This is a genomic window from Laedolimicola ammoniilytica, from assembly GCF_025567165.1.
Classification (GTDB): domain Bacteria; phylum Bacillota; class Clostridia; order Lachnospirales; family Lachnospiraceae; genus Laedolimicola; species Laedolimicola ammoniilytica.
The window spans coordinates 134,062-158,028 of the sequence record NZ_JAOQKC010000002.1 but is presented as its reverse complement, the minus strand read 5'-3'; the positions used below and the strand labels follow the sequence as shown (position 1 = coordinate 158,028).

The 23,967-nt window shown below is 39.7% G+C and carries 26 protein-coding genes and 4 tRNA genes; 23 read left to right on the top strand and 7 right to left on the bottom strand.

Annotated elements, in window-relative coordinates; all coding sequences use genetic code 11:
• From OCV63_RS02155 to OCV63_RS02130, 6 genes are all read left to right on the top strand, one after another.
• A complete protein-coding gene (locus tag OCV63_RS02155; RefSeq protein ID WP_158361779.1) occupies positions 1 to 1,209 on the top strand; it encodes a cofactor-independent phosphoglycerate mutase in 1,209 nt (402 codons plus the stop codon).
• A gap of 2 nt (positions 1,210 to 1,211) precedes the next feature.
• Positions 1,212 to 2,420: an aspartate kinase gene (locus OCV63_RS02150; protein WP_158361778.1), complete on the top strand. Its 1,209-nt coding sequence runs from the start codon at positions 1,212 to 1,214 to the stop codon at positions 2,418 to 2,420.
• A gap of 108 nt (positions 2,421 to 2,528) precedes the next feature.
• Positions 2,529 to 2,600: transfer RNA gene (locus OCV63_RS02145), tRNA-Glu, on the top strand.
• Positions 2,601 to 2,605: 5 nt separating this feature from the next.
• Positions 2,606 to 2,679 (top strand) — tRNA-Ile (locus tag OCV63_RS02140).
• A 31-nt stretch (positions 2,680 to 2,710) separates the two neighbouring features.
• Positions 2,711 to 2,784, top strand: a tRNA-Asp gene (locus OCV63_RS02135).
• Positions 2,785 to 2,804: 20 nt separating this feature from the next.
• A tRNA-Leu gene (locus OCV63_RS02130) sits at positions 2,805 to 2,890 on the top strand.
• Between the two features lie 73 nt (positions 2,891 to 2,963).
• Here OCV63_RS02130 and OCV63_RS02125 read toward each other — a convergent pair.
• Positions 2,964 to 4,145, bottom strand: a complete 1,182-nt coding sequence (locus OCV63_RS02125; protein WP_158361777.1) for a tyrosine-type recombinase/integrase — start codon at positions 4,143 to 4,145, stop codon at positions 2,964 to 2,966.
• Positions 4,146 to 4,291: 146 nt separating this feature from the next.
• On the bottom strand, positions 4,292 to 4,654 hold the full coding sequence (locus tag OCV63_RS02120) for a helix-turn-helix domain-containing protein (protein ID WP_158361776.1): 363 nt from the start codon (positions 4,652 to 4,654) through the stop codon (positions 4,292 to 4,294).
• A 258-nt stretch (positions 4,655 to 4,912) separates the two neighbouring features.
• Here OCV63_RS02120 and OCV63_RS02115 point away from each other — a divergent pair, with 258 nt between their 5' ends.
• The 13 genes from OCV63_RS02115 (at position 4,913) to OCV63_RS02055 (ending at position 14,579) form a co-directional block, all read left to right on the top strand.
• Positions 4,913 to 5,137, top strand: coding sequence for a hypothetical protein (locus OCV63_RS02115; protein ID WP_158361775.1), 225 nt, complete (start codon positions 4,913 to 4,915; stop codon positions 5,135 to 5,137).
• Between the two features lie 30 nt (positions 5,138 to 5,167).
• A complete protein-coding gene (locus OCV63_RS02110; RefSeq protein WP_158361774.1) occupies positions 5,168 to 5,377 on the top strand; it encodes a hypothetical protein in 210 nt (69 codons plus the stop codon).
• A gap of 12 nt (positions 5,378 to 5,389) precedes the next feature.
• Positions 5,390 to 6,277 (top strand): replication initiation protein, encoded by an 888-nt coding sequence (locus OCV63_RS02105; protein WP_158361773.1) that lies wholly within the window; start codon positions 5,390 to 5,392, stop codon positions 6,275 to 6,277.
• 707 nt (positions 6,278 to 6,984) lie between these two features.
• The gene (locus tag OCV63_RS02100; RefSeq protein ID WP_158361772.1) at positions 6,985 to 7,614 is read left to right on the top strand and encodes a hypothetical protein; all 630 of its coding nucleotides are present in this window, start codon (positions 6,985 to 6,987) and stop codon (positions 7,612 to 7,614) included.
• Positions 7,601 to 8,074, top strand: coding sequence for a hypothetical protein (locus OCV63_RS02095; protein WP_262670598.1), 474 nt, complete (start codon positions 7,601 to 7,603; stop codon positions 8,072 to 8,074). The genes OCV63_RS02100 and OCV63_RS02095 overlap by 14 nt, the downstream gene beginning before the upstream one ends.
• A gap of 80 nt (positions 8,075 to 8,154) precedes the next feature.
• Complete coding sequence (locus OCV63_RS02090; protein ID WP_158361770.1) at positions 8,155 to 8,823, top strand: hypothetical protein; 669 nt, start codon at positions 8,155 to 8,157, stop codon at positions 8,821 to 8,823.
• The gene (gene lepB, locus OCV63_RS02085; protein ID WP_158361769.1) at positions 8,807 to 9,319 is read left to right on the top strand and encodes a signal peptidase I; all 513 of its coding nucleotides are present in this window, start codon (positions 8,807 to 8,809) and stop codon (positions 9,317 to 9,319) included. Before OCV63_RS02090 ends, lepB begins: the two co-directional genes overlap by 17 nt.
• Positions 9,320 to 9,517: 198 nt before the next feature.
• Positions 9,518 to 10,486: a ParM/StbA family protein gene (locus OCV63_RS02080; protein WP_158361768.1), complete on the top strand. Its 969-nt coding sequence runs from the start codon at positions 9,518 to 9,520 to the stop codon at positions 10,484 to 10,486.
• A gap of 3 nt (positions 10,487 to 10,489) precedes the next feature.
• On the top strand, positions 10,490 to 10,924 hold the full coding sequence (locus OCV63_RS02075; protein WP_158361767.1) for a hypothetical protein: 435 nt from the start codon (positions 10,490 to 10,492) through the stop codon (positions 10,922 to 10,924).
• Positions 10,925 to 11,169: 245 nt separating this feature from the next.
• Positions 11,170 to 12,072 carry an Rpn family recombination-promoting nuclease/putative transposase gene (locus OCV63_RS02070; protein WP_262670597.1) on the top strand — a complete coding sequence of 301 codons (903 nt, stop codon included), beginning with the start codon at positions 11,170 to 11,172 and terminating at the stop codon, positions 12,070 to 12,072.
• A gap of 258 nt (positions 12,073 to 12,330) precedes the next feature.
• On the top strand, positions 12,331 to 13,260 hold the full coding sequence (locus OCV63_RS02065; RefSeq protein ID WP_158361766.1) for a hypothetical protein: 930 nt from the start codon (positions 12,331 to 12,333) through the stop codon (positions 13,258 to 13,260).
• Positions 13,261 to 13,469: 209 nt separating this feature from the next.
• Positions 13,470 to 13,796: a hypothetical protein gene (locus tag OCV63_RS02060; protein ID WP_158361765.1), complete on the top strand. Its 327-nt coding sequence runs from the start codon at positions 13,470 to 13,472 to the stop codon at positions 13,794 to 13,796.
• Between the two features lie 81 nt (positions 13,797 to 13,877).
• Positions 13,878 to 14,579, top strand: a complete 702-nt coding sequence (locus OCV63_RS02055; protein ID WP_158361764.1) for a hypothetical protein — start codon at positions 13,878 to 13,880, stop codon at positions 14,577 to 14,579.
• On the opposite strand, the gene OCV63_RS02050 is transcribed toward OCV63_RS02055, so the two are convergent.
• Both OCV63_RS02050 and OCV63_RS02045 read right to left on the bottom strand, forming a co-directional pair.
• Positions 14,510 to 15,808 carry a tyrosine-type recombinase/integrase gene (locus OCV63_RS02050; RefSeq protein WP_055164152.1) on the bottom strand — a complete coding sequence of 433 codons (1,299 nt, stop codon included), beginning with the start codon at positions 15,806 to 15,808 and terminating at the stop codon, positions 14,510 to 14,512. The two genes, OCV63_RS02055 and OCV63_RS02050, sit on opposite strands and share 70 nt — an antisense overlap.
• Before the next feature lie 83 nt (positions 15,809 to 15,891).
• A complete protein-coding gene (locus OCV63_RS02045; RefSeq protein WP_008396996.1) occupies positions 15,892 to 16,515 on the bottom strand; it encodes a helix-turn-helix domain-containing protein in 624 nt (207 codons plus the stop codon).
• A gap of 237 nt (positions 16,516 to 16,752) precedes the next feature.
• Here OCV63_RS02045 and OCV63_RS02040 point away from each other — a divergent pair, with 237 nt between their 5' ends.
• The gene (locus tag OCV63_RS02040; protein WP_008396997.1) at positions 16,753 to 16,986 is read left to right on the top strand and encodes a helix-turn-helix domain-containing protein; all 234 of its coding nucleotides are present in this window, start codon (positions 16,753 to 16,755) and stop codon (positions 16,984 to 16,986) included.
• Between the two features lie 1,054 nt (positions 16,987 to 18,040).
• A complete protein-coding gene (locus tag OCV63_RS02035) occupies positions 18,041 to 19,606 on the top strand; it encodes a MobA/MobL family protein (protein ID WP_015559481.1) in 1,566 nt (521 codons plus the stop codon).
• A 74-nt stretch (positions 19,607 to 19,680) separates the two neighbouring features.
• On the opposite strand, the gene OCV63_RS17605 is transcribed toward OCV63_RS02035, so the two are convergent.
• The 3 genes from OCV63_RS17605 to OCV63_RS02020 are packed head-to-tail and all read right to left on the bottom strand — an operon-like array spanning position 19,681 to position 22,327.
• Positions 19,681 to 20,247: an accessory gene regulator B family protein gene (locus OCV63_RS17605; RefSeq protein WP_008397001.1), complete on the bottom strand. Its 567-nt coding sequence runs from the start codon at positions 20,245 to 20,247 to the stop codon at positions 19,681 to 19,683.
• Positions 20,244 to 20,978, bottom strand: a complete 735-nt coding sequence (locus OCV63_RS02025) for a LytR/AlgR family response regulator transcription factor (RefSeq protein WP_158361763.1) — start codon at positions 20,976 to 20,978, stop codon at positions 20,244 to 20,246. The genes OCV63_RS17605 and OCV63_RS02025 overlap by 4 nt, the downstream gene beginning before the upstream one ends.
• On the bottom strand, positions 20,975 to 22,327 hold the full coding sequence (locus tag OCV63_RS02020; protein ID WP_008397004.1) for an ATP-binding protein: 1,353 nt from the start codon (positions 22,325 to 22,327) through the stop codon (positions 20,975 to 20,977). The genes OCV63_RS02025 and OCV63_RS02020 overlap by 4 nt, the downstream gene beginning before the upstream one ends.
• A gap of 337 nt (positions 22,328 to 22,664) precedes the next feature.
• Between OCV63_RS02020 and OCV63_RS02015 the strand changes: the two genes are divergently transcribed.
• Together OCV63_RS02015 and OCV63_RS02010 are read left to right on the top strand one after the other, a co-directional pair.
• Complete coding sequence (locus OCV63_RS02015; protein ID WP_008397006.1) at positions 22,665 to 23,186, top strand: matrixin family metalloprotease; 522 nt, start codon at positions 22,665 to 22,667, stop codon at positions 23,184 to 23,186.
• A 15-nt stretch (positions 23,187 to 23,201) separates the two neighbouring features.
• Entirely contained in the window at positions 23,202 to 23,873 is a 672-nt protein-coding gene (locus OCV63_RS02010) for a hypothetical protein (RefSeq protein ID WP_008397007.1), read from the top strand.
• The last annotated feature ends 94 nt before the right edge of the window (positions 23,874 to 23,967 follow it).

Genomic DNA, 23,967 nt, shown 5'->3' with positions numbered 1-23,967 from the left:
ATGAAGTATGTGATTGTATTGGGCGATGGTATGGCCGACGAGCCCATCGAGGCCCTGGGAGGCAAGACGCCGCTTGAATACGCCGCGACGCCGACCATGGATGAGATGGCGCAGAAGTCCGAGATCGGACTGGCGCATACCATTCCCGAAGGTATGAAGCCGGGCAGCGACACGGCGAACCTGTCGGTACTGGGATATGACCCGAAGAAATATTATACCGGACGCTCCCCGCTGGAGGCCTTAAGCATCGGCGTGGATATGAAGCCCGACGATATCGCCCTTCGGACCAACCTGATTACCGTATCCGACGGCGATGAGCCTTATGAAGAAAAGACGATTATCGATCACAGCTCCAGCGAAATCAGTACCGAGGACGCGGCGATTCTGCTGGACGCAGTTCGGAAGGAACTGGAAAATGATACCTATCATTTCTATGTGGGAACCAGCTACCGCCATCTGCTCATCTGGAATCAGGGCAGCGTGGTAGAGCTGACTCCGCCCCACGATGTGTTGGGACAGAAGGCGGGCGATCATCTGCCGTCGGATCCGGTTCTCCGGGAGATGCAGAAGAAAAGCTATGAGATTCTCTCAAAACATCCCATCAACCTGGAGAGGAAGGCCAGAGGCCTGAATCCGGCCAACTCCTGCTGGTTCTGGGGCGCGGGCACCCGTCCGGCTTTAAGCTCTTTTGAAGAGAAGAATCACAAAAAAGGCGCCATGATTTCCGCGGTAGACCTTCTGAAGGGCATCGCCGTGGGAGCAGGCATGAAAAATATCGAGGTGGAGGGGGCCAATGGTCAGCTTCACACCAATTATGAGGGCAAGGCCCAGGCGGCCGCAGACGTGCTTTTGAAAGAGGGCTATGACTTCGTCTATGTCCATGTGGAGGCTCCCGATGAGATGGGCCACCAGGGCAGCGTGGAGCGGAAAGTCCAGGCCATCGAATATCTGGATCAGCGTCTGATCGTCCATTTGAAAGAAGCTCTGGACGCCTCCGGCGAGGATTACCGGATGATGATTCTGCCGGATCACCCGACCCCGATTTGTGTGCGGACCCATACCAGCGATCCGATTCCCTATCTGCTCTATGACAGCAGAAAGGCTTTCGCAGGAAGCGCGGGTGTCTATAATGAAAAGGCAGCGCAGGCGAGCGGCATCGAAGTGATGCACGGCTACGAGCTGATTGACAAACTGTTTGAGGAGAAATAGCAATGCTGATAGTGAAAAAATTTGGCGGAACCTCTGTAGGCGATAAGGAGCGCATCATGAATGTGGCGCGAAGATGCGCAGAGGATTTCAAGAAGGGTAACGACATCGTGCTGGTTCTTTCCGCAATGGGCAAGACCACAGACGAGCTGATTGCCAAGGCAAAGGACATCAATCCGAACCCGCCCAAGCGGGAGCTGGATATGCTGCTGACCACCGGAGAACAGATTTCCGTAGCTATGATGGCCATGGCTTTCGATACCATGGATATCCCGGCGATATCCCTGAATGCGTTCCAGGTCCGGATGCACACCACCCGGGTACATGGCAACGCGCGTCTGAAGCGCATCGATACCGACCGTATCATGCACGAGCTGGAGCACCGCCGTATCGTCATCGTGACCGGCTTCCAGGGCGTGAATAAATACGACAACTATACCACACTGGGCCGCGGTGGCTCCGACACCACAGCCGTAGCGCTGGCGGCAGCCCTGCATGCGGACGCCTGCGAGATCTATACCGATGTGGACGGCGTATACACCGCCGATCCGCGTATCGTGCCGAAGGCCCGCAAGCTGGATGAGATTACCTATGATGAAATGCTGGATCTGGCGACGCTTGGCGCAGGCGTTCTGCACAACCGTTCCGTGGAGATGGCGAAGAAATACGGCGTGCAGCTTGTGGTACGCTCCAGCTTAAATGATCATGAAGGAACCATTGTGAAGGAGGAAACGAGTGTGGAAAGAATGTTAATCAGCGGCGTAGCGCTGGATCGAAATACAGCCAGAATTTCAGTCATCGGTCTGAAGGATGAGCCGGGCATGGCCTTCCGTCTCTTCAATATGCTGGCAAAAGAGGGCATTAACGTAGACGTGATTCTGCAGTCCATCGGACGTGAGAACAGCAAGGATATTTCTTTTACCGTATCCCGGGACGAGGCGGATCAGGCTGTGAAGATCATCGAGGCCAATAAGGCCCGCATTGGCTGCAACAGCATCTCCTGCAACAAGGAAGTGGTCAAGGTCTCCATCGTAGGCGCAGGCATGATGTCCAATCCGGGTGTGGCTGCGAAGATGTTCGAGGCGCTGTTCAATGAGAATATCAATATCAATATGATTTCCACATCGGAGATTCGTATCACTGTGCTGATCAACGAAAAAGATGCAGAGAGAGCAGTGAATGCGGTACATGACGCATTCGGTCTGGAAGAGTAAAAAAAAACACTTGCCAAACGGGCCAAAGTGTGGTAGCATATCTAATGTTCAGGACATTTCTGTTCTGCCACACGATGGCCCCCAGGGGCAGCGTTAGATATAAGATGAGGCTCCTTGGTCAAGCGGTTAAGACATCGCCCTTTCACGGCGGTAACACGGGTTCGATTCCCGTAGGAGTCATTTACGGACCCATAGCTCAGTTGGTTAGAGCAACCGGCTCATAACCGGTCGGTCCTGGGTTCGAGTCCCCGTGGGTCCACTTTTAAAAAGTAAACCTTATAATTTCATATGGCCCGATGGCTCAGTTGGTTAGAGCGCCGCCCTGTCACGGCGGAGGTCGTGGGTTCGAGTCCCATTCGGGTCGCTTGCACTGTTAGTGCATATGCCGGCATGGCGGAACTGGCAGACGCACAGGACTTAAAATCCTGCGGGACTAACCTCCCGTACCGGTTCGATTCCGGTTGCCGGCATGAAAGAGAATCGCTGAATTCCTTATAAAATAAGGGGTTCAGTGATTTTTTTATGGCGAAAACCAGAGGTGCATCACAGGTGCATACAATTTTTGGAAAAAACCGAGTTGACTTTTTGCAGTACCGAATCATTGGTACTGATTTTTTTTATGTAATGAGTAGTCATTGCAAGCGTAGTATGACCTAACATATTCTGCAGCTCTGGGAGCGTAACTCCTTCATGGTAAAGAATAGAGGCAGTTGAAAATCGGACCTTATGCGAAGAGCGGTATGGTATGTTAAGCTCTGTGCAGCATTTTTTCAGGTGATCATTGTAGGTACCCGTGGTCAGGGTCACGGAGTCTTTTATAAACATATAAGGACTGTTGGGATTACGATCCTTGATTTTCTGGATAATACGAAGCGCTTCATCAGGAAGTGGAAGCCAGCGTATACCCTCGGATGCGTGTCCCTTTATGTCTTCTTCAATTTCATTCTTATAATTCATCAAACGACATATGTGAATGTAATTCCCATAAACATCATCAAATCGAAGTCCTTTAAGTTCCCCGATTCGTAGTGTTAAATGAAACTGCAGACGAATGGCCAAGGAATACAAGTCTTCTTCATCTTTGAGATGATCCAGAATCATAAGACGTTCTTCTTCGGTATAAGGCATGATAGAATTGTTTTCTGGCTTATATGTGAATTTCCGGTAATCAATCTCGCTTAATGGGTTGTGAATTATAATGCCTTTCTCAATGGCATAGTAAATAATGCCATTCATGATACTTTTCATATTATTAAATCGCTTACGGGTCAGAGTACGATTTTTAGTAATAGAGCGGAAGAAAACAATGTAGTTTGGTGCCTCCAAACTCCGGAGAGGAAGCAAGGTGATTTCTTTTCCCTTCAGAAGAGAATTCCACACATACTGATCCTCTTTGATAGTTTTTTCTTTTGCAGGGGACTCGTTTAAGCGGTATTCAATCCATTCTGGATACAAAGATGCAAGTGAAGCATTTTGGGAGCCAAAATAGAATTCATATAATTTGTCAATAAGGTTCTTGTACGTCCCCCCTGTCATTTGGCTTCCATTTGCCATTTTGGTGACAAATCTGCCGTCAGCACGTTGATTAAAAGCATAGTGGTGAACATTCTTTACAGCTTTTTCTTTTAACATATGTAATTGTTTTTTACCCTCTGATGTATCAATCATATCAGCGGATAGTATCATTTGCAAACACTTAATTTGTTCATTTAATACTGTAAGCATAGTTTCACCAATGAAAAATATAGTAGTAACGCAAAAATAAGGGGAATTTTGTGTATAGGAAAAATACCTTTAGGGTGTAAGATGCTTTACCATAAAGGTTTACTTAGAATAAATTAGAATAGAGCAAATTGTTTATATAGCTATAATTAAGCGCCTTTTTCATCAGGCATATCATTTTCGATTTTCAAGAGGCGGTATACACAGTCCTGTGTTACCGGATCCGAATTACGCATAGTAAGAATTAGTGTCTGTTCAGAAGAGGACAGAAGTGTTTTTTTGTAAGGACCGCTGGTATACTCCAACTCATCTACATCTGACCGGGCAAAGCTATCAAGGGTCACATGGAAGTGATCACAAAGTTTGATCAGAGTAGAAATCCGTAGATCTGATGAGCTGCGAACAAAGATGTTCTGAATTGTGGTGTAGGGGATACCAGTTGCCTCTGAGACAGCGGTTCGTGTTTCGCCTGTCTGTTCCATAAGATACACTAATTTTTCAATAATGGTCATATCAATAACTCCCTTATTTTTAATTTAGGATTATTATACATCAAAAAATACCCAAAGTAAAGTATAATAATACGAATAGTTAATACTGATTTGAGGCACAAAACCACAAAATATTTACAAAAAAGCACCATTATGATAGAATTGTGCATACAAAAATGGAGTGCAAAATGCTTGACAAGCAAAATAGACGATCATACAATTACTCTATTGAGTAAAAACGAATAAAACACACAGTTAAGATAATGAGAGGGAAAGCGTATGAAGTCTATTTATCCAAATCTGGTAAAAATACTCAATCGAGAAAAGATTACTGTGATGGATGTAGCGATGGAGTTGTGTGTGCCGACAGATGAAGTAATAGAAAGATTGTCCGGTGCAAAGGAATTCTCATATGATGATTGCCAGATCATCATGCAGCGCATATTTAAGGGGAGATATACCTGGGATTACATTTGGTGGTGTGACCGGAATGAGCTGCAATGATAGCTATGGCAAAGTACAGGAGATACGAAGTTGAAGAAAAAATTATGTCCAAGAGAATTTCGCAGCTTAACATATGCTGATAAAGCAATGATCCAATATCTGAGCCATCAGGGGCAGACACTAGAGTATATAAGTGAAGTCCTGGATATAGATATGGATTTATTGGCTGCAGAATACAATCAATATAATCATAATGGCAAATATTACGCAAAATGGGCTTGGGAGCATAGGGACTTATGAGGAGGCAGACATATGAAAAATCCGGAGAAAGATTTTGAAGCGATAAAACAGAGAGAGTATAAAGTGGTAAAACATAATGCTCTTATAGAATCGGTAGTCCCTTACATGGATAAAGTGACTAAACAAAAACATATATTAAAGGCAGTCGAACAAAGAGCTGTGAATTTTATTTTAAGCTTAATTTCGCCGAATTGTGAACTTCAAAGGAATCTTAGATTTACATCTGAAGGTGCTCTGGAAGTGGAATTTCCAATTTCTCAATATTGTAATACATGTGGCCTTTCTATTTGTGGAAAAAATTATAAGGACATTAAGGCTACTTTACAAAATATAGCTACACGCGGATTTTGGTTGGATGACAAAAAAGGTAATAGCTTTCTATTTACGTGGATTACAACACCTAAAATCAATAGTGATGATGGAACAATTATAGTGACCATTCCTGAGCCGGTGGTGCCACTTCTGATTAAGCTTACAGATAATTTTACTGTGTTCTCATTAAAGGAAACGTTGGGGCTTAGAGGTAATTATAGTAGCCCCTTTTATGAATTATTTGCAGCGAAGGCATTTCAGAAAAGTCGTACAATGACAATCGAGGAGATAAGAGAAAGATTCGCATTAGAGGATAAGTATCTCAAAATAGAAGATCTGAGAAAATGGGTAATAGATCCTTCTATAAAAGAAATTAACGAATTAACAAGCTTGAGTATTAAATATAAAGCAATACGTTCAAATCGAAAAATTATAGGTTACACTTTCATGATAGAAAAGAAGTTTGGTGTAGATAAAGAGTTAGCTGAATTGGAAACCACAAAAAAGATAAAAGGTGTATCGGAAAGCAGATACAATCTTATGAAGGATTATTACCAAATGGAACTAGCAGATTATGTAAAAGGGTAAATGCTGATATATGAATGGAACAGTGCAGTGGGTATTTATTATTTAATAAAGGATATTTTATATTTACTAAGTATTTTATATTTAGGGAATGAAAAAAGCTGTAAAATAACAGCTTTTTTTTTACAAAACAGGAGAGCTGGTACATGAAAACAGGAGAGTTGGTACATGAAGAGAAATTGAAAACAGGAGAGCTGGTACATGAAAACAGGAGAACCGGTACATGAAGAGAAATTGAAAGCAGGAGAAGTGGTACATGAAAACAGGAGGGCTGGTACATTGTGAAATGAGCCAGTGGGGGACTATAAGTTTTAAAATATATGGCTATATGAAGTATTTCGTATATAAAAACAGGAGAAAAAGTACATTAAAGAGCTGAAAACAGGAGAGCTGGTACATGAAAACAGGAGAAATAGTACATCAATAACTGAAAACAGGAGAAAAAGTACATCAGAGAGCCGAAAACAGGAGAAGTGGTACATGAAAACAGGAGAAATGGTACATCAGAGAGCTGAGAACTGACACATAAAAACGGGAGAAAAAGTACATCAAAAAGCCGAAAACAGGAGAGCTAGTACATGAAAACGGGAGAAAAAGTACATCAAAAAACCGAAAACAGGAGAGCTGGTACATGAAAACAGGAGAAAAAGTACATCAAAAAGTCGAAAACAGGAGAGCTGGTACATGAAAACAGGAGGAATAGTACATAAATGAGCATAGTAAATTTATGGAGTAAATTTAAAAGACGGCGTTACTTTGATGAAATTCTTTGTCAAGAGCTAATGATTCACGAATCTATGTGTGCGTATATACAAGAGTGCAGGCCAGAAGAAAAAATGACAATAGAAAAGCTGCTTGCAGAAATAGATAGCCAGGGAGTAACCTGGGATAGATTTGAGCTTCAGGAGATGCGCAAGAAATATAGTATGGAGGAAGTGGATCAGAACATAAAGAGGCTGGCAGAAAAAGTAGAGGTAGCAGTTCTGATGGGGGATCAGGTTATGTGCGATTTGTTCAGAATCTTTTACCCAGCGTTACATTGTTGGAATTACAACAGATGGAGAAAACGGGATGATATCTCCTTCATGCTGAATGGAGCTGATGTAATCTTTGTCGTAAGAAGTTGTTCAGGTAAAATGATGAAAAAGATAAACAATTATGCAGTACCTAAAAAAGTACCTGTGATTCCAATACGACCGGTTTATATTGAAGATGCATGTGATCGGGTTGAAGCCCAGAGAAGAGTATTTGCAATGACGATATTAAGAAGACATGTTGGAGAATTGAAAGATGAAAAAGAAATTGTATCAAATGAGCAGAATCAATATGGAATTGATTAAATTGGCCGGAGGAAAGTTTCAGCCTGAAGAATTGATAGGCTGTAGGTACTATGGAAAAGTATATGAGGGGATACTGCAGCTCAATGGTAATACTTGCAGAGCTGTGGTATGTAATTACCGGTTTGGAGGCGCACAGTTGATTGGATTAGTCCAAGACGAGAATATCACAGATAAAGAAATGGATGGCACAATAGATTCATTGATTCATTTTTTTGCAATGAATGGAAAATGTATAAAAGATGAATTGGGAATAAAGCGAAATATATATAGTGTAATATTACAGGCCGCAAAGATACTGGCGATAATATTGGCAGGTATTATGTGCAAGCGCTGGTTTCAGGGAGGATACCAAAGCGGGGCGGCTATCATCTATTTGCTGGGATGCGTTGGGCTTTACCTTTTAGCAAAAGCAAGTGAGATATTTCTGCCGGCAATGATAGATGTCCATATTGAAAAATGAGAAAAAATTGCGTTGCTTGCAATTCATGATCTGACCGATATAATAATTTGTAAATATTGAGAAAACAGGAGGAGGTCTACGTGAAAGATTTTTTTAAGTTTCCATTTGATTTAAAAGCAGAAAGGAATTTAACATTTTCAAGGAAAAGTACAAGCTTTGCATATTCAATGAGTGCGGATGCTATCAACTATGGAAATGCATTGTACGAGACATTGCAGATTATGGGAAGTATTCCTATATCTGAAATTGAAGAGATGGGATATGTGGAATCAGATCTCAAATATTGGAATGATTGTATCTATGCGGATGAGGATTACAAAGATCAGGAGTTTGAGGTTACATATAGTACCAGCAGTGAGTATTTTGTATTTCCTCTGCTGAATTTGACATTTTCATCATATCAGTTGAGCGCATTGGAAGAAGCTGCATTTAGTGAGATTGAAGATGCACATATAAGTACATTGATATCAGAAATTTACCGCAGGAAAAAAGATGAAGGATGCGCCGTTATTGTTACAGATATCAGAAGATCCCCATTTATCAAGAAAAATGATGCAGATACCCTTATAGGAGCTAATCTGAGCGACATTATGATTTTTGCATTGCAGCAGCTGGTGGATATTATGGCTGTAATTGTCCCAGAGGATAATACATTGTTGCGTGGTAGCTTGAAAGCGTATGGATATAAACCGTTAAAAGCAGATACGCAGATTTGGTTGAGAGAGCCGCTGAATGAAACGCAGCAGTAAGAAAGTAGGACTATTCTGTATTACGGAGCTGGTGTTGGTATTTCTTATAACACATTTTTTGATACTGCCTGGGACATATATACCATCAGCATCCATGGAGCCAACGATCAATAGTGGGAGCATTGGAATTATGGTGAAAGGGATACTGGCTGGAGAATATGAACGAAGGGACATTGTGGTGTTCATAGAGCCAGATACACGTTCGAGATTGTTTTGCAAGCGTGTAATAGGATTACCGGGAGATACGGTTGCAATCATTTCTGGAAAGGTTTATATCAACGGTGTTGAATTATCAGAACCATATATAGGAGAAGCAGGAACAGACGTATATGGCCCCTATGAGGTACCGGAAGATTGTTACTTCATGCTGGGTGACAATCGTGAAAATTCTTATGATGCAAGATTTTGGGAAAATACTTTTGTAAGTAAAAAAGATATAAAGGGAAAAGTAGCTGTGATCTGGTATGATAAGAAATTCTGTTGGAAAGAACTATGAGTATAATCCCTGTTGATTTTGAAAATTCAGAATTGATGGGGATTTTGACTTGTGTACACCGTGTACACAAGTTGCAGTGAAGGTCTCTTGAGTACAAAATGAGATAAAATATAAATAAATGATGCAAATATTGACAAAAGTGTAATGATAAGATAAGATTAAATAAAGTAAATTGATATCAACAAGGAGGAAAAGTTGATGGCTGGTAAACCTATGTTAATTGCGGTAGATACGGGAAATCATTCTATCAAAACACCGAACACAGTATTTCGCGCATGTTACACAGAGTATGATGGCGCTCTTGGAGGAGATTGCCTGGTTTATGAAGGGAAGAGTTACAGTATATGTGACAAGAAATTCCCACATGAGGATAATAAAGCAAATTTTGATTACATGCTTTTGGTAATGATCGCAATGGCGAAAGAGATTATGCTGAAGAAAGAAAAACGTGATCTGAGATTACCGGAAGTAATTGAGCAGAACGTGGTTCTGTGTCTGGGGCTGCCGCCGCTGCATGTTAAGAAATATAGAGATCAGTACATTGAGTTTTACAAACGGGATTATGATTTTAGTTATGCAGGCCAGAAGTTTAAAATTCATGTGGATGATGTGATGATATTTTCACAGTGCCTCGCTGCAGCCAATAGCCAACTCGGAAATATTGTGAGCAAGGGAAGTAACATCTATCTGATTGATATTGGAGGCTATACGACAGATATTTTGAACCTGGTCAAAGAGAGCGGAAGCGGCCGAGTAGAATTGAACAAGGACTGTATCCGGACCATGAATAAAGGTGTCCTGCGTATGTATAGCTCTATTGTAAACCGGATAGAGGAAGAAAAGGATTATGAGATTCCGTTTGTGGATCTGGATCGCTACTTCTTGGAGACAAAGCGTTCGGTGCAGTTAGAGGATCAGCTGCATGAAATCTATGATAGCGTATCTAAGGATTATGTATTTAATCTTTTGAACGGTTTCCTGGAGGAAGGTGTTAAATTAACATCTGCAGTGCCGGTATTCCTCGGAGGAGGCTCCCAGATCTTTATGTCTCATATAAAAGATTATTTTGCAGGGAAGAGCCATAGATATGAGCCGATCTTCATAACGGATGTAAAAGCAAATGCTCAAGGGTATCTGGATATGGGGAGAAATCTCCGGAAGGAGTAAGGAATGTCAGAGTATATAAGAGTAAATATCAATTTTTTACCTGAGAATCAGACACATATGAGTGTTTACAATGAAATAATGGAGGCCAAGAAAAATAAAATCCAGCCGACGGAATTTCTGATAAATACAGTGTTGGAACTCCGAAAATATAAGGCTGAGAAGCAGCAACTGGAGGAACGGCAGAAAAGATATGCAGAGTATATGGAATATCGGAATGCACAGACTGGTGGAGCGATAGAGCAGCTATTGGATCCGATCCCATATAACATACCGGCGCCAAAGGTGGAAACGGAAAAAGAGCTTCCAGAGCAGAAAGTCCAAGAAGAGCAAAAGGCCACAGTGAATTATGCGGAAGCGGAAGATACGCTCGAAGCAGAAGAGACAGAGGATGCAAATTCAGCTCTGGGTAACGAATTGATGAAAAGTATGTTCTTCTGATGGTTGACAATATAATCCAGGAGATTATAATAAAACCATAGACTTAGCATTCAACATAAAAACAGCGAAATAATATAGAGGATCAATATGTATCATTGCATATTGGTCCTTTTTGTTTTTATAAAATGGGAGTCTAAATACTTTCAGGAGGAAAAAAATATGTTAAAAACATAATGGATCCAGAGTAAAAAGGATTGTTGCAAAGAAAAAAAACAGTTATACTATAACTAGAAAAGGAGAGCCTTATGGGTAAGGTAGGCAATCATGGAATCTCACAAGACGAACAGAACCAGAGGTACTTGGAGGAGAGGAAGAACCATTATGAGAGTGTAGTAAAGAAACTCACCATTATGGATGATGTATTTATGCGGAATGTATTGAAAAAAAAGAGCTGTACAGAGTATATTCTGCAGATAATCATGGGTGAGAAAAATTTGCGGGTAATAGATCAGGTTTTACAGAAGGATTATAAGAACCTGCAAGGAAAATCTGCAATTTTGGATTGTGTGGCTGTGAATGCAGAAGGAAAAGAAATAAATGTAGAGTTTCAGCATGAAGATCAAGGGGCATCACCTAAGAGAGCAAGATATCATAGTGGGTTGCTGGACATGAATACGCTGGAACCAGGGCAGGACTTTAGCAAACTGCCAGAAAGCTATGTTATTTTCATTACCAGAGGTGATGTGTTGGGCTACGGACTTCCGATTTATCATGTGGAAAGGAAGATAGAGGAAGTCGAGAAGAATTTCAAGGATGAGGCGCATATTATCTATGTGACGGGAAGCAACAGAGCGGATACGGAACTGGGAAGGTTAATGCACGATCTGAATTGTAAAAATCCGAGTGAGATGCACAGTGCGATTCTGGCAGAACGTGTATACGAGTTAAAAGAAACACCGGAAGGAGTTGAGATTATGTGTAACGAAATGCAGAAAATTTTGGATGAGGGAATTGAAATTGGAACGGAAAGAGGAATAGAGAAAGGAATAAAGAAAGGAATAGAACAAGGAATAGAACAAGGAATAGAAAAGGGAATAAAACTATGCCAGGGTTTCGGCAGTTCCAGGGAGCTTGCGAAACATAAAATTATGGAGGAGTTTTCACTATCTGCAGAACAAGCTGAAGAAAAATTGAATTTGTACTGGTAAACTTGCAGTGTAAAGGGTTGTTGTAATATCAAAAATGATATTACAACAACTCTATTTTTTTTATAAAAATTCCGTTGCTTGCCTTTTGCGAAATTTCCCGTATAATTGATGTGTCAGAAATGAGGTGAGCAAGTGGAATTATACGAAAGCGGACAGTTGGAAAAAAGTGATATACTGGATAAGATCATAAATGAGCAGGAAATATTGAATATATTTTTCCGGCGCTCTATTTCAAATGCAACACGGGCAAATACAGCAATGAAATTGCTGAATGCGGAGATTCAGCGGGATCCGTCCATCCGCTCTACGGCACTTGCATTATCTACTTATCTTACTCAAAAATGGGCGCTGGAGCATAATATAACAACGGGCCTGTCAGACAAAGAGTGTCCGGAGGGAATTGCTGAAATGATAGATCTGAATCGGATCCTGTCTGAGATCTTGGATGAAAAGGACGTATTGATGAATTTGAAGTATCGGAGGCTTCAATTTGCCAATACGAGAAAAATTACGGATCTGGTAGAGAAAGCGGTAAATCATCTGCAGTATATTCCGGAGAATGGGTACCGCTACCATCACATTATATCCGGATTGCATATATATCCGGGAAAGTATGGGGAAAATGGACCGTCATTTTATGAAGTGAAGACGCATTACATAGCAGCGGTAAAAATGCTGAGTATTCAGTATGGAGAGCGGTTTGATTATTTGTTTTCGCGGATCCTGTATTCGAGGCGTTCCTTAGATGAGGAGACCGAAGAGCTTTTTCACAATACGGAAGCTCTGATGAAATGTTACTGTACAATATTGTGGAGATACGGAGAGGATGGCACTTTATTCAAGGCAATTAGAAACTGCAGGACTACGGAGGAACTTTTGGAATTTGGACATAGATTTGCAGATCTGGATTGCGAGAGGAGCATATTGGAGTATATGATTCTGATCCGCAATGCAATCGAGCAGGTAAAGTATTTTCCAAAGAACGGGGAATTATATTATGAATTATTGAATATACAGACTGAATTGATATTGAACCAGATTACTTTAGATACAGTCCTGAAGAAACGCCTGCATTTGTCCAGGGCCTCATACTTTAAGCAGCGGAGAAAGGCTTACGATGTATTGAGCATTGTTTTATGGGGATATTCAACAAGGACAATGATTTCTTACCTGACAACAAAAGATTGAAAATTTTGATATCCCGGCTCTGACCGGGATATTTTTATGAGCTTAATTGACAAAATTATTTGGAAATTATCGGTGATTTGAATTTTGATAAGACTGACATTTGAATGTTATCTAAACTTGGATTTGAAGAAATAAAAGATGCTATTTGAATTCCATGTTGCACGGGTGCGAGTTAAGATAAGGAAAAAGAAAAAGAGGGGGATAATCCTGTGGAAAAAAAGAAGATAGTAAAAGTAGTAATAACGCAGGTTCTTGTAATTGGAATGTGCTGTGCCCTGGCATTTGCAGGCGAAGATATATTTACAAGAGCAGAATCTGCAGTTGGTGGTTACGAAGAAAGTGTTTGGAGCCTGATTCAGAAATTAGTAGTAGTTATTGGATTGATTGCTGGAGGCGTATATATTTTAGCGCCGGACGATAAAATGTGCCAGACGGGAAAGAAATGGTTTTTTAGGTGTATAGGAGGCTTTGCATTAGCGTCAGCATTAAAATATGGTTGGCTAACAGATATGATCACGAATATCTTTAGCAAATAGAAGCACAAATTACATACGAATACATGGAAGGAAGCTGATGAAGCTTCCTTTTGTGTTGGATAAAAAGGAGATGAACAGAAATTGGATTCGTTAATTACAACAATCGTGAACTTTTTTTCAGAAGGTCTGGCAGATGGTGTGAAAGAGATGCTAAGGGCCTTTGCCAGTTTAATAACAGAAACATTACTGGCACCGTTTAAATTTGCAACGCCACAGGATCTGACAAAATGGTTTGCAGGTCTGTCTACTTACATGGATACCATGATTGTGATAGGGATCGCATTAGTCATTATTATCTGTGGATGGGCGGCATTGATGCAAATAATGTCACCAAGAGGAACAGAGGACACATCTTTATCCATAGCAGCACGGACAATTATAGCAGGATGGCTGGTATTATCCAGCAATACAGTAATTGCCACAGTCCTCAAATATGGAGATGCATTATATCAGCTGATTTTTACATCGGAGGATATGATTAACTTCTCTGATGTGATAGGAGGTTTGCTTGATCAGACACCAGAGGAAATCGCTGATCAGATAACGGTAGCGCAAAGTGCATTCTTTTCAACAATTTTGATTTGTATAACTAAAATCTCAACTTTCCTTATTTTATGCGACTTGGCGGTATGCCTTGCCACTCTATATGTATCCTTTTCCCTTGTTTTTGCCCTTATGAGGTATCTACAAGGGAAAGTTTTTCTTATTCGATTTTATTCTCCAACCACCTTATCAAGTAGTCGGGCTGAGTTTCGCTTACCTTCTCGGTTAGCGTGTGCATAGACATTCATAGTGGTACTTACATCCGAGTGTCCAAGTAATTCCTGTACATCCTTTGGTGCTGCTCCATTTGAGAGCAGGTTTGTGGTATAAGTGTGTCGCAGGGTGTGGAAGTGGAAATTATCATCAAGCTCCGACAATCGTTTCCTTGCTGTCCTTAAAGCTGTCTCAACCGTTGCAGGGGCTTCGTATGCTCCGTCCGGTCTGATACATACAAGGTTAATCTCGTTGTAATCAAGCGGAATGTCCTCTGTGCCATCCAAATGATAAAGCTCATAGTAGATACGATTCTTTTCCTTAACTTCCCTGTAGTAGTTCCTCTGATAGAGTTCTCCGTAACTGAATACCTGCTTTCTCTGTTCCTTTTTCGCTTTCTTTAAGATGTCAGCGAGCGTATCACAGAAATCCACGATACGGACTTTCTTTCGCTTTGTCGGACCAATCTCGGTCTTGTGCCTTGCTCCGTTGTAACGGACACTTCTTCGTACTGTCAGATACTGTTCCTCAAAGTTAATGTCACTCCAAGACAGTCCGCATACCTCTCCAAGTCTAAGACCTGTGTAGTACGCTATCTGTACCGGCAGGACAGCAGGCTTGTTTCTTTCTTCCAGATACTCCATAAGCGTTTGATACTGCTCTGGTGTAATCGGGTTGATAACCTCTGCATCCTCATCATTATCAGAAAACAAATCCACATCTTCCTCGGCTTTCCTACGCATTACCACATACTGCATTGGATTGAATGTGATGTACTGCTTTGGAAAGACTGCAAATCGGAAGGACTGTTGCAGGACTGCGTGGAAAGAACGGATATAGTCGATGGTGTAACCCTTTGACTTAAAATTTCCTTCCTCACCGCCAAATGCAAGTAAATCCATAAACTTCTGCAAATGCTCCGAAGTGACTGTCTTTAGTTTTCTGTTTCCGATTGGGTGTTGTTTAATCCTGTTTACTGCCTGTAAATAGTTACCGACTGTACCGTTGCTAAGTGAACCCGTTTTCAAATCTTCCTCTGCCCATACATCTAGCATCTGTCCGAGTGTGAGGTTGTCCGCTTTGGCTAGAAATTTCTTTGCGTCATAATCCTCCATAGCCTTGCGTAACATTTTCTCTGTCTCTGATTTGCTCTCCGTACCTGCAAATTCTTTCTGAACCAAGTTACCACTTGCATCCTCCACATAAAAGCGGTAGTACCATTTCTTGCCTTTCTTCCTTACAGAACCTTTTGCCATAATCGTTTCTCCTTTCGATATCGGCAATCGGAACTGGTGAAATGCTTCTTGCGTGTAAGTATATCATAGCTCCGTCTGCCTATCTATACCGAATCGGGATCTTTTTCTGATAAAAGATTGGCTAGTCGATTTTTCGCTGTCTCAGGATTCTTAGAATACAGTCTTACAATATCGCCCATATCGTTCAATGCGTTGACGGTGTGGGTGATTTCTCTAAGGAACATAATCTCATTGTATTCCTTATTGGATTCAAACCCCATTGTCTGGGCGAGCATTTTGTTATCTGTATTTCCTTTGAAATTCTTACAAGCGAACTGGAACGAATCCACGAACAGCTCGTATTCCCGTAACATCAGTAGTAGCAGGTCTTTGGAAAAATCACTTTCGGACTGTTCCATATCATAAGGGAGCTTATTCAGAATGGAAGTCATCACATCACGAATCTGTAATTCTCTTTTATCCGTAATGTCTGTTTCGTATTCGTCCGTCTCACCTTTCAGCCATTCCACAGATACATGAAGTGCATCTGCCAGACCTTCTAAGGTCATTTTCTTGGTGTTATCAATCGTTCCTGCTTCGTATCTCTGAATGGTTGAGGCTGTCACGCCCATTTTTTCAGCGACATAAGGCTGGTTCAATCCTAACTCCTGTCTACGGCTTTTTGCTCTGCTACCGATTGTCTTTCGCAATTCTTTATCTTTTAACATACTTGCGAACCTCCTTTTTCGGTATGTCATTACTATACCACATAACACGATATATTGCAATACGCAATTCTATAAAAGATGATAGAATTTCGTAAGGCTTGACATAGCGTTATAAAAGATATATACTTTAATCAGAATTGCGTAACGCAAGTTTTAAAAAAGGCTAATCCTTTCTTCAAAAAGGAACATCCTCTGATATACAAGACTTGTAATCCTACGCAGGAATGAGGTGATCGAATGACAGAATTAAAGTTTGCTCTCTCCATTGAAGAAGCTGCCGACTATACAGGTATCGGAAGAAACACTCTTAGAAATCTTGTGGAATGGGAAAAGCTGCCTATCCTTAGAGTGGGAAGAAAAATCTTAATCCGCAGGGAACGATTAGACGAGTTTCTGATTCTCAATGAGGGGAAGGATTTACGAGACAGACACGCAGTAAAAGCGGTCAAGGGAACAATGAAAAATGAATAAGGGACAGTCCTAAGACCATCCCTCTGGTATGTATCTGACTAAAAGCCATGATATACCTACACGCAAATAGATTATATCACGGACAAGTCCTCAGATACAACCAGAACTTTTGGAAAATGAGGACAAGATGGATGTGAATGGGTGCAATCGTCCACCCAGTTATAGCTTGTTGGTAGGACAAGTCCACCCAAGATGCAAAAGGTGTTATGAATAGTCCACCCAAGCCAGAAAATGAAGTGGGTGCAACCATCCACCCAAGTGAAGCCGACTGGTAGGACAAGTCCACCCAACTTACAAAAAGTGCTGTGAGAAGTCATACCAAGTGTAGCTATGAAAAAAGCTGTCCGACCTATGACAAAAAGTGTACGCTACTATGATTTTGAGTGTCCAATCTATGGGGTACATTTTCAAAGAGTTAATAGTAAAAAGCTCTATTAAAATCAAAATGTAATAAAACAATGCACTATTAAAAATGAAATTTAATAGGAACTTTTACTACCACTTCCTTGCCAGACACAGTTTAAAAGTAAGCGAAGTAACACAATGCTATTGTCAGGGCAAAAATGCTAACGAATCGTGCTATTGTTTTTTCGATTTTAATAGCAGACTTCTACTGTTTCTACGGTTTTTGCTAAAAAGTCTGAATAATAGAACAATGCTATTGTTAAGGCAAAAGTGCTAACGGATTCGTCTATTGTTTCGCTGATTTTCATAGCAATCTTCTAGCATTTCTGTTAAGAAAAGGGAGTGCCGGATACGGCACATAAAAAGTGTGCCATTAAAGGCACAAAATTAGGTGCTGAGGGAACAGTTACAGCTAAAAGTGAACTTCATAAGCAAGCCCTCGGCGTTTGAGAGCGAAATACACCCATCGCACAAAACTTCGTTTTGTACTCTGTGTATTTCGCTCTGCGAGGCTTAGCCGCCACAAGGCGGATGTGTTCGCAAGACGAGTGCCTATGCACTCGCTCACAGGGAAAGTTTACTACTCACATCTCATCTATCTTATCTGTCCTCTTTTCCAAAATCAAAACTGGGAAAGGAGGAAATCGCTATGCCAAGAAATTCATTTGTGCAGATGTCAAAGCTCCATAATGTTCGTGGAAGAATCTATTATATCTCCAGTGACAAAAAACAGGAAAATCTCTATGCGGTATATGAAACCACAGACCGAAAATTTTGGACAGAACTTGCCAAGTGCAATCAGGCAGAATTTAAGAAAAGCGGTACAGAGGGAAAATGTATCGAAGCAAGAGAATTTATCATTGCCCTGCCGGAATCCTTTGTGGATTATCCGCCAGACGGACTATTAAAATATATGACGGATAAATTCAAAAGTCGGTATGGTGTTGATTGTATTGCAGCACTCCATCATAACAAACGAAAGACGAATTATCATATCCATCTTATCTTTGCAGAACGAAATTATCTTGACGAACCGATAGAAAAGATTGCCACCAGAAATATGTTCTATGATGAGAAAGGTAATCATGTTCGTACCAAGAAAGAAATCCTAGACGAGAATGGAACTATCCGTAAAAGGTGTAAGGTGATCAAGAAAGGTGAGGTCTACGAAAGACAGATGTTTACCATCAAGGACGCTCGCTTTAAGCAGGAACATTTCTTAGATGAGGTCAAGGTATTTTATACCGATGTCATCAACGGACTTGTCAAAGATGAGAAAGAAAAGCTGTCTGCATTCAAGCGTGGGGATGTCTATCTTGCCACTAAGAAAATCGGTAAGAACAATCCAAAGGCAGATAAGATTACACTCAATAATAAGGTCATACAGGACTGGAATCGTACTGTGGATCACGCTTTGGTATCGGGGATGGAGCGAAAGGAAATCTTAAAGGTAAAGCAGGAACAGATTTCAACTCCGATTAAGGAATCCATTCACAAGTATGGCAATCATCCGGAGCTTTTGTTTATGATTATCTTTCGGGCAATCGAGCTGTTAAAAGAACTCATAAAGTTGCTGATACAGAAACAGGAACAACAGAAAGCCAGAATCTCCGACCTTATGGAGCGAAGAAATGAAAAACAAGAGAAACAACCAGCTCCATCCGTTACACAGACAGACAATCAGACAATTCCTGCTGTGACCCAACCATTCAAAGCACCTGCTACTACTACCGCAGAAAAGACCGTTATTCCGCCAAGACCAAGAATGTCTGAGCTGGCACACGATTATGAGATGCGACTTGAAGAGATTATGGAGAAACTTAAACGACAAAACAGAGCCATTCATACGCAGGAAGTGAAAAAAGACCTTATTGACGAGGATTTGAAGAACTGTACAGGATTATTCCAAGGAAAGAAACGAAAGGAATTGCAGGCACAGTCTAACAAATACGCAGAAACGATTAAGATTATGAAGCAGGGATTATCCCATATCGTGCAGGATTACAAATATCCAACGGTAGATGCGTTCCTGCAAGTCTATAAACAAGGCAAGTCCGAGTATGAATCCTATGTCAAAGCAAACAAGGAATGGAACTCCAAGTATGGAGAAAACTCAATCCATCGAAAGCTGGCAGAAAAACAGGCAGAAGTTCAGAAACGGGAACAGGACAGAGATTTTAACTATCGTTCGCCATCAGACAGAGGAGCTAGATAATCTAATTAAATTCAAAAAAGATAAAGACCATCAAATTCTTTATCTTTTTTGAATATTTATGAAAAGTCATCCTGCTATTTAAAGTGTCTCATTAGATTTTTAATTGTTTCGACTATCATAAGAATGATTACGCAGAAAAAGGAATAAAACAATGTGGTATTCATCTTCGTGTTTCCAATTTTATAAAACAGCAGAAATCCAATGCTAACAATTATCACAGAAATAAGTTTATGTATCCATTTTTGTTTGGTGGTTAAACATATTTTATGGTTACTTATAGGTGCAAATAATATACACATAAGGACAAGTATCAAATATCCTAGTACAGTTGGCTTTAAATAGATTATAGCCCACTTATCAAGACAACCGAGAAAAAAGCTGCCTAAGATACATGTTAACTGCGTTGGAGCATGGGCACCTCCGGTATAATGTCGTAACAATGAAAAGGTAATTACCCAAATTAGGGTATAGCCGAGTGTATGTGATAAAACTCCCCATACGAACAATAACACTATGGTTATAAAAGTATTCAAAAAACATTCTAAGCCATATATGTATATTTCTAATTGATCCGCAGAAACATCCTCCCCGGATAGTTCTGCTAACTTATTAGCAATAGATGTAGCCCACTTCGTAATCATTCAAAATCCCCGCTTGTATCAAATCTTGTTGTATATTTGGCAAAAGCACTTATCACGTCTTTGGAATAAGAACGTGCGATTTGTGTAGTTAGATGATTTGACAATTCAATCGTTCCTGATGTAATACGATAGATATGTGCCATATTTACAATATAAAAACGATGGGTTCGGATAAATTCACTTGGCAAATGGACAATAATCTTATTTAGGGTAGACATTTGTTCATAGCATTTGCCGTCTACGGTCAATATATCCACATAATGTAATCTGCTCGAAAATGTCAATATATCTGCATAGGGAATACTTACAATTTCCTGCTTGTTTCGGTATATGTAGGTATTATTAGATAACTCCTTCGCGATTTCATCCAAACACAGAAAAAGAGTATTTTCCTTGACGGGTTTTAGCAAGTAGTTTAAAGCTCTGACTTCATATCCTCGGAATACATATTCTCTAAAAGCTGTTAAAAATACAATAATACCTTGATAACCAGATTCACGAAGGCGTTTAGCAACCTCAATTCCATTCATTTGCCCCATTTGTATGTCAAGGAAAAATGCTGAAGCCTGTATAGTTGTGCCTTCAGAATTTTTTGAAAAATATTCTTCGCCCGATTCGTATTCGTCAATTTCAATATCCCAATCATATTGCTGCCCGTATTTTCTTATTCCATTTTTCAGCCGTTCTGATTCGATCACAGAATCTTCAAGTATGGTTATTTTCATTTTCATAGTAGTTTGTTATTCTCCTTATCCGGTATCATAATATGTACGGAAAAAATTTTGTTATCAGATGTAATCTGCAATACGCCATCTGCCTTTTCTACAAGCTCTTTTACTCGTCTTATCCCAAGTCCATGTTCTTTTCCTTGTTTAACACTCAAAATGTCTCCATCAATGCTACCTTTTATCACACCATCATAATTATTTTCAATGTGAATCAGTATCATATTCTGGTAAGGTTTAATATAAAAATAAATGTATGGATGCTCGGTTGGATCAGAGATTATAAGTCTTTCTCCTGCTTCAATGGAATTATTCCATATATTTCCAAGTATGGATGAAAGCTCAACAGAATCAAGCGGAAAATTTTCAGGAGCCATAATAGAATATTCTGTCTTAATTCCGTGTTTTTCAGCATAATCAAGTTTTGCGGTAAGTATGCAGTCAATAGCAATATTTCCCGTTGCTATGGCACTTTGCGTAGTTGCAAGAGTGTTATGGTATTGCTCTGTATATGCTATAAGTTCATCCCATTTCTTGTCTTTTGCTAATACGTTGATTGCATCCACATAAATCTGCATATCATGTTTCATTTTTCGTAATCGTTCAGTTGTCTCAGATAAGCTATTGAACTCAGTCCTTTCCAGCTCATAAATCTTTTGTTCTTCCAGTAATCGTATGTTTTCTTCTTTTGAATAACCTAGCTGGTATATGTATAGCATCAATACTAAAAATAAAATAATAAAAAACAAGTCAACCAATGATAGCCTAGCTGAAAAGGATGAATCACCAAATTTATCAACAGATTCCAAAGTCAGCCTTAATATGTAGTGCCCGATTGCAAGTCCAGAAATTGCGATGAAAATATATGCAACTTTTTGGAACGGTGAAAGAGATATGTCTTTGTTTCCAATAGAATGAAATAACAAGACAAAAACAGCTATCATTGCCAAATATAACATGGTATATGGCTTCCGTAATGTTCCACCTAATAATAGCTCCAGAGACGCTCCTTTATAAAGAGTAACGGGAATAAAGAACGAAATCTGTTCTGCAACTAAGCAAATGATGGAATACGAAAAGCCCCAAAAGATACGGCGAATTATACTATCACGATAGAACAATACTGCATATCCAATGTCCAAAACACAAGATGACATCAAAGTGCTGTAGGATGATATTCCCATTTTATTCAGCGTGCATAACACAGCAAACTGAAATGATACGAAAAGAAACATCAAAACTGCTTGATGTTTATAATTTGCTCGAATACGCAATTTTTTATGGATAAATATTATAAACAATGCCAGTTCTAAGAAATTAACAATATATTCCCATATTGAGTCAATATATAGCATAGCTACCACTTCCTTTAATCATTCTCCGTCATATTTTATCATCAATAAAGTAGGTACACAACATAATATGCTACCGTTTGTGCATAGTGAGCTACCATTCATGCATAGAGGTATTGAAAAGTATAAAGATTTTGTTATATTCAAGGTATACTACTACATCTTAAGTATTCTGAGAATCTATAATATGGAGTGGAGATGATAAGATGTCGTACTTTAGGAATATTAACAGGATATATAATGTGTACTAGTATGTGTTGCGTTTCAATTTTCATAAAGATAACCTTTAAGAATAATTGAAGATAACCGTTGTTACATGATTGAAAAGGAGTGAAGGAGTATGCATTTTAAAAAATCTGTTTTAAAAAATCATTTATTGTATAGCATTATAACTTTAATGGCTATAGCAATGCTATTTCCTATTACGGCATTTGCACAAGCTTATGTACAAACATGGGATCTTGTTGATTCTGGCAAACATCTAGACTATGACGGAAACAGCACTTACATGAGTTATATTAACACTGGGGCTGCCACATGGAATGCATATAAATCTGGAGTAATCAGAAAAGACAGTGCTTTTGTTGTAGAAGATGTATACGTAAGCGATGTCAATGCTTCGAATGGATGGGCAGGCATGACATATTCTAGTGGTAAAATTGAACTCAATACCTATTATATGAGCGGTTATAGTAATAGTAAAAAACAGAATGTAGCGACACATGAATTGGGACATGCATTAGGGTTGGATCACAGTACTTCAACAGATGTTATGGATGCAGCAATTACGGGACATACTAGTACGCAGGCATTATCTCAAAATGATAAAGATTCATATGATGCCGCATATAATAATTATTAGGGGAGGGAGAACGCTATGAAAAAATCAAGTATCTATGGTATTTTGTCTATTGTTCTTATCGTAGGAATGTTTTTTACAGGATGTGCATCCAAAAATAATGCAAGTCAACTGAATACAAATGTATCTAACTTGCCAATCCACCAGATGCACGCATCTTTTGTATATGATACTGATAACATTCGCGAAGCTGTTGGTATCTGTGATTACGTATTTGTAGCAAAGGTTGTCAGTTGCGATGGAACCGAGTATCGAAATGTTATAACGACTGAAGATGAAAAAGGAAATCCTAAGGAGGTCGGTTCGCCTTACACTAATTATACTATTCAGGTTCTCGAAAATATAAAAGGTGAACTTATTACAGATAAACCTATTCCTATTGTTAAACAAGGCGGAATTTCAGAAAAACAAGATGCTATTTATCTGTTTGAGAATGATTCACTGCCTTCCGAAAATTCCATTTATATCTTTTTGGCATATGCACAAGAGGATGGTTCGTTACTAATTTCTGGTCCAAATTCAAATGTAATGTGTAACGATTCGAATATGTATTCTATTAATTCTGTCTCAGAGGAAAAATCAGTTACAGAATACGATGAGTTTATTACATATAAAGATGCTAATGATAATGAGATTATTCCAGTTGATCGAGAGCGTTATAAATCTATATATGAGACTGACAATAATTAATCATTATTTCTGAAATATATAGATTAAAGATGGCAGGTAGGTGCTTAACCTATCTGCCATCTTTTCGGTTTTATACCTATATGTAGAACAGTTC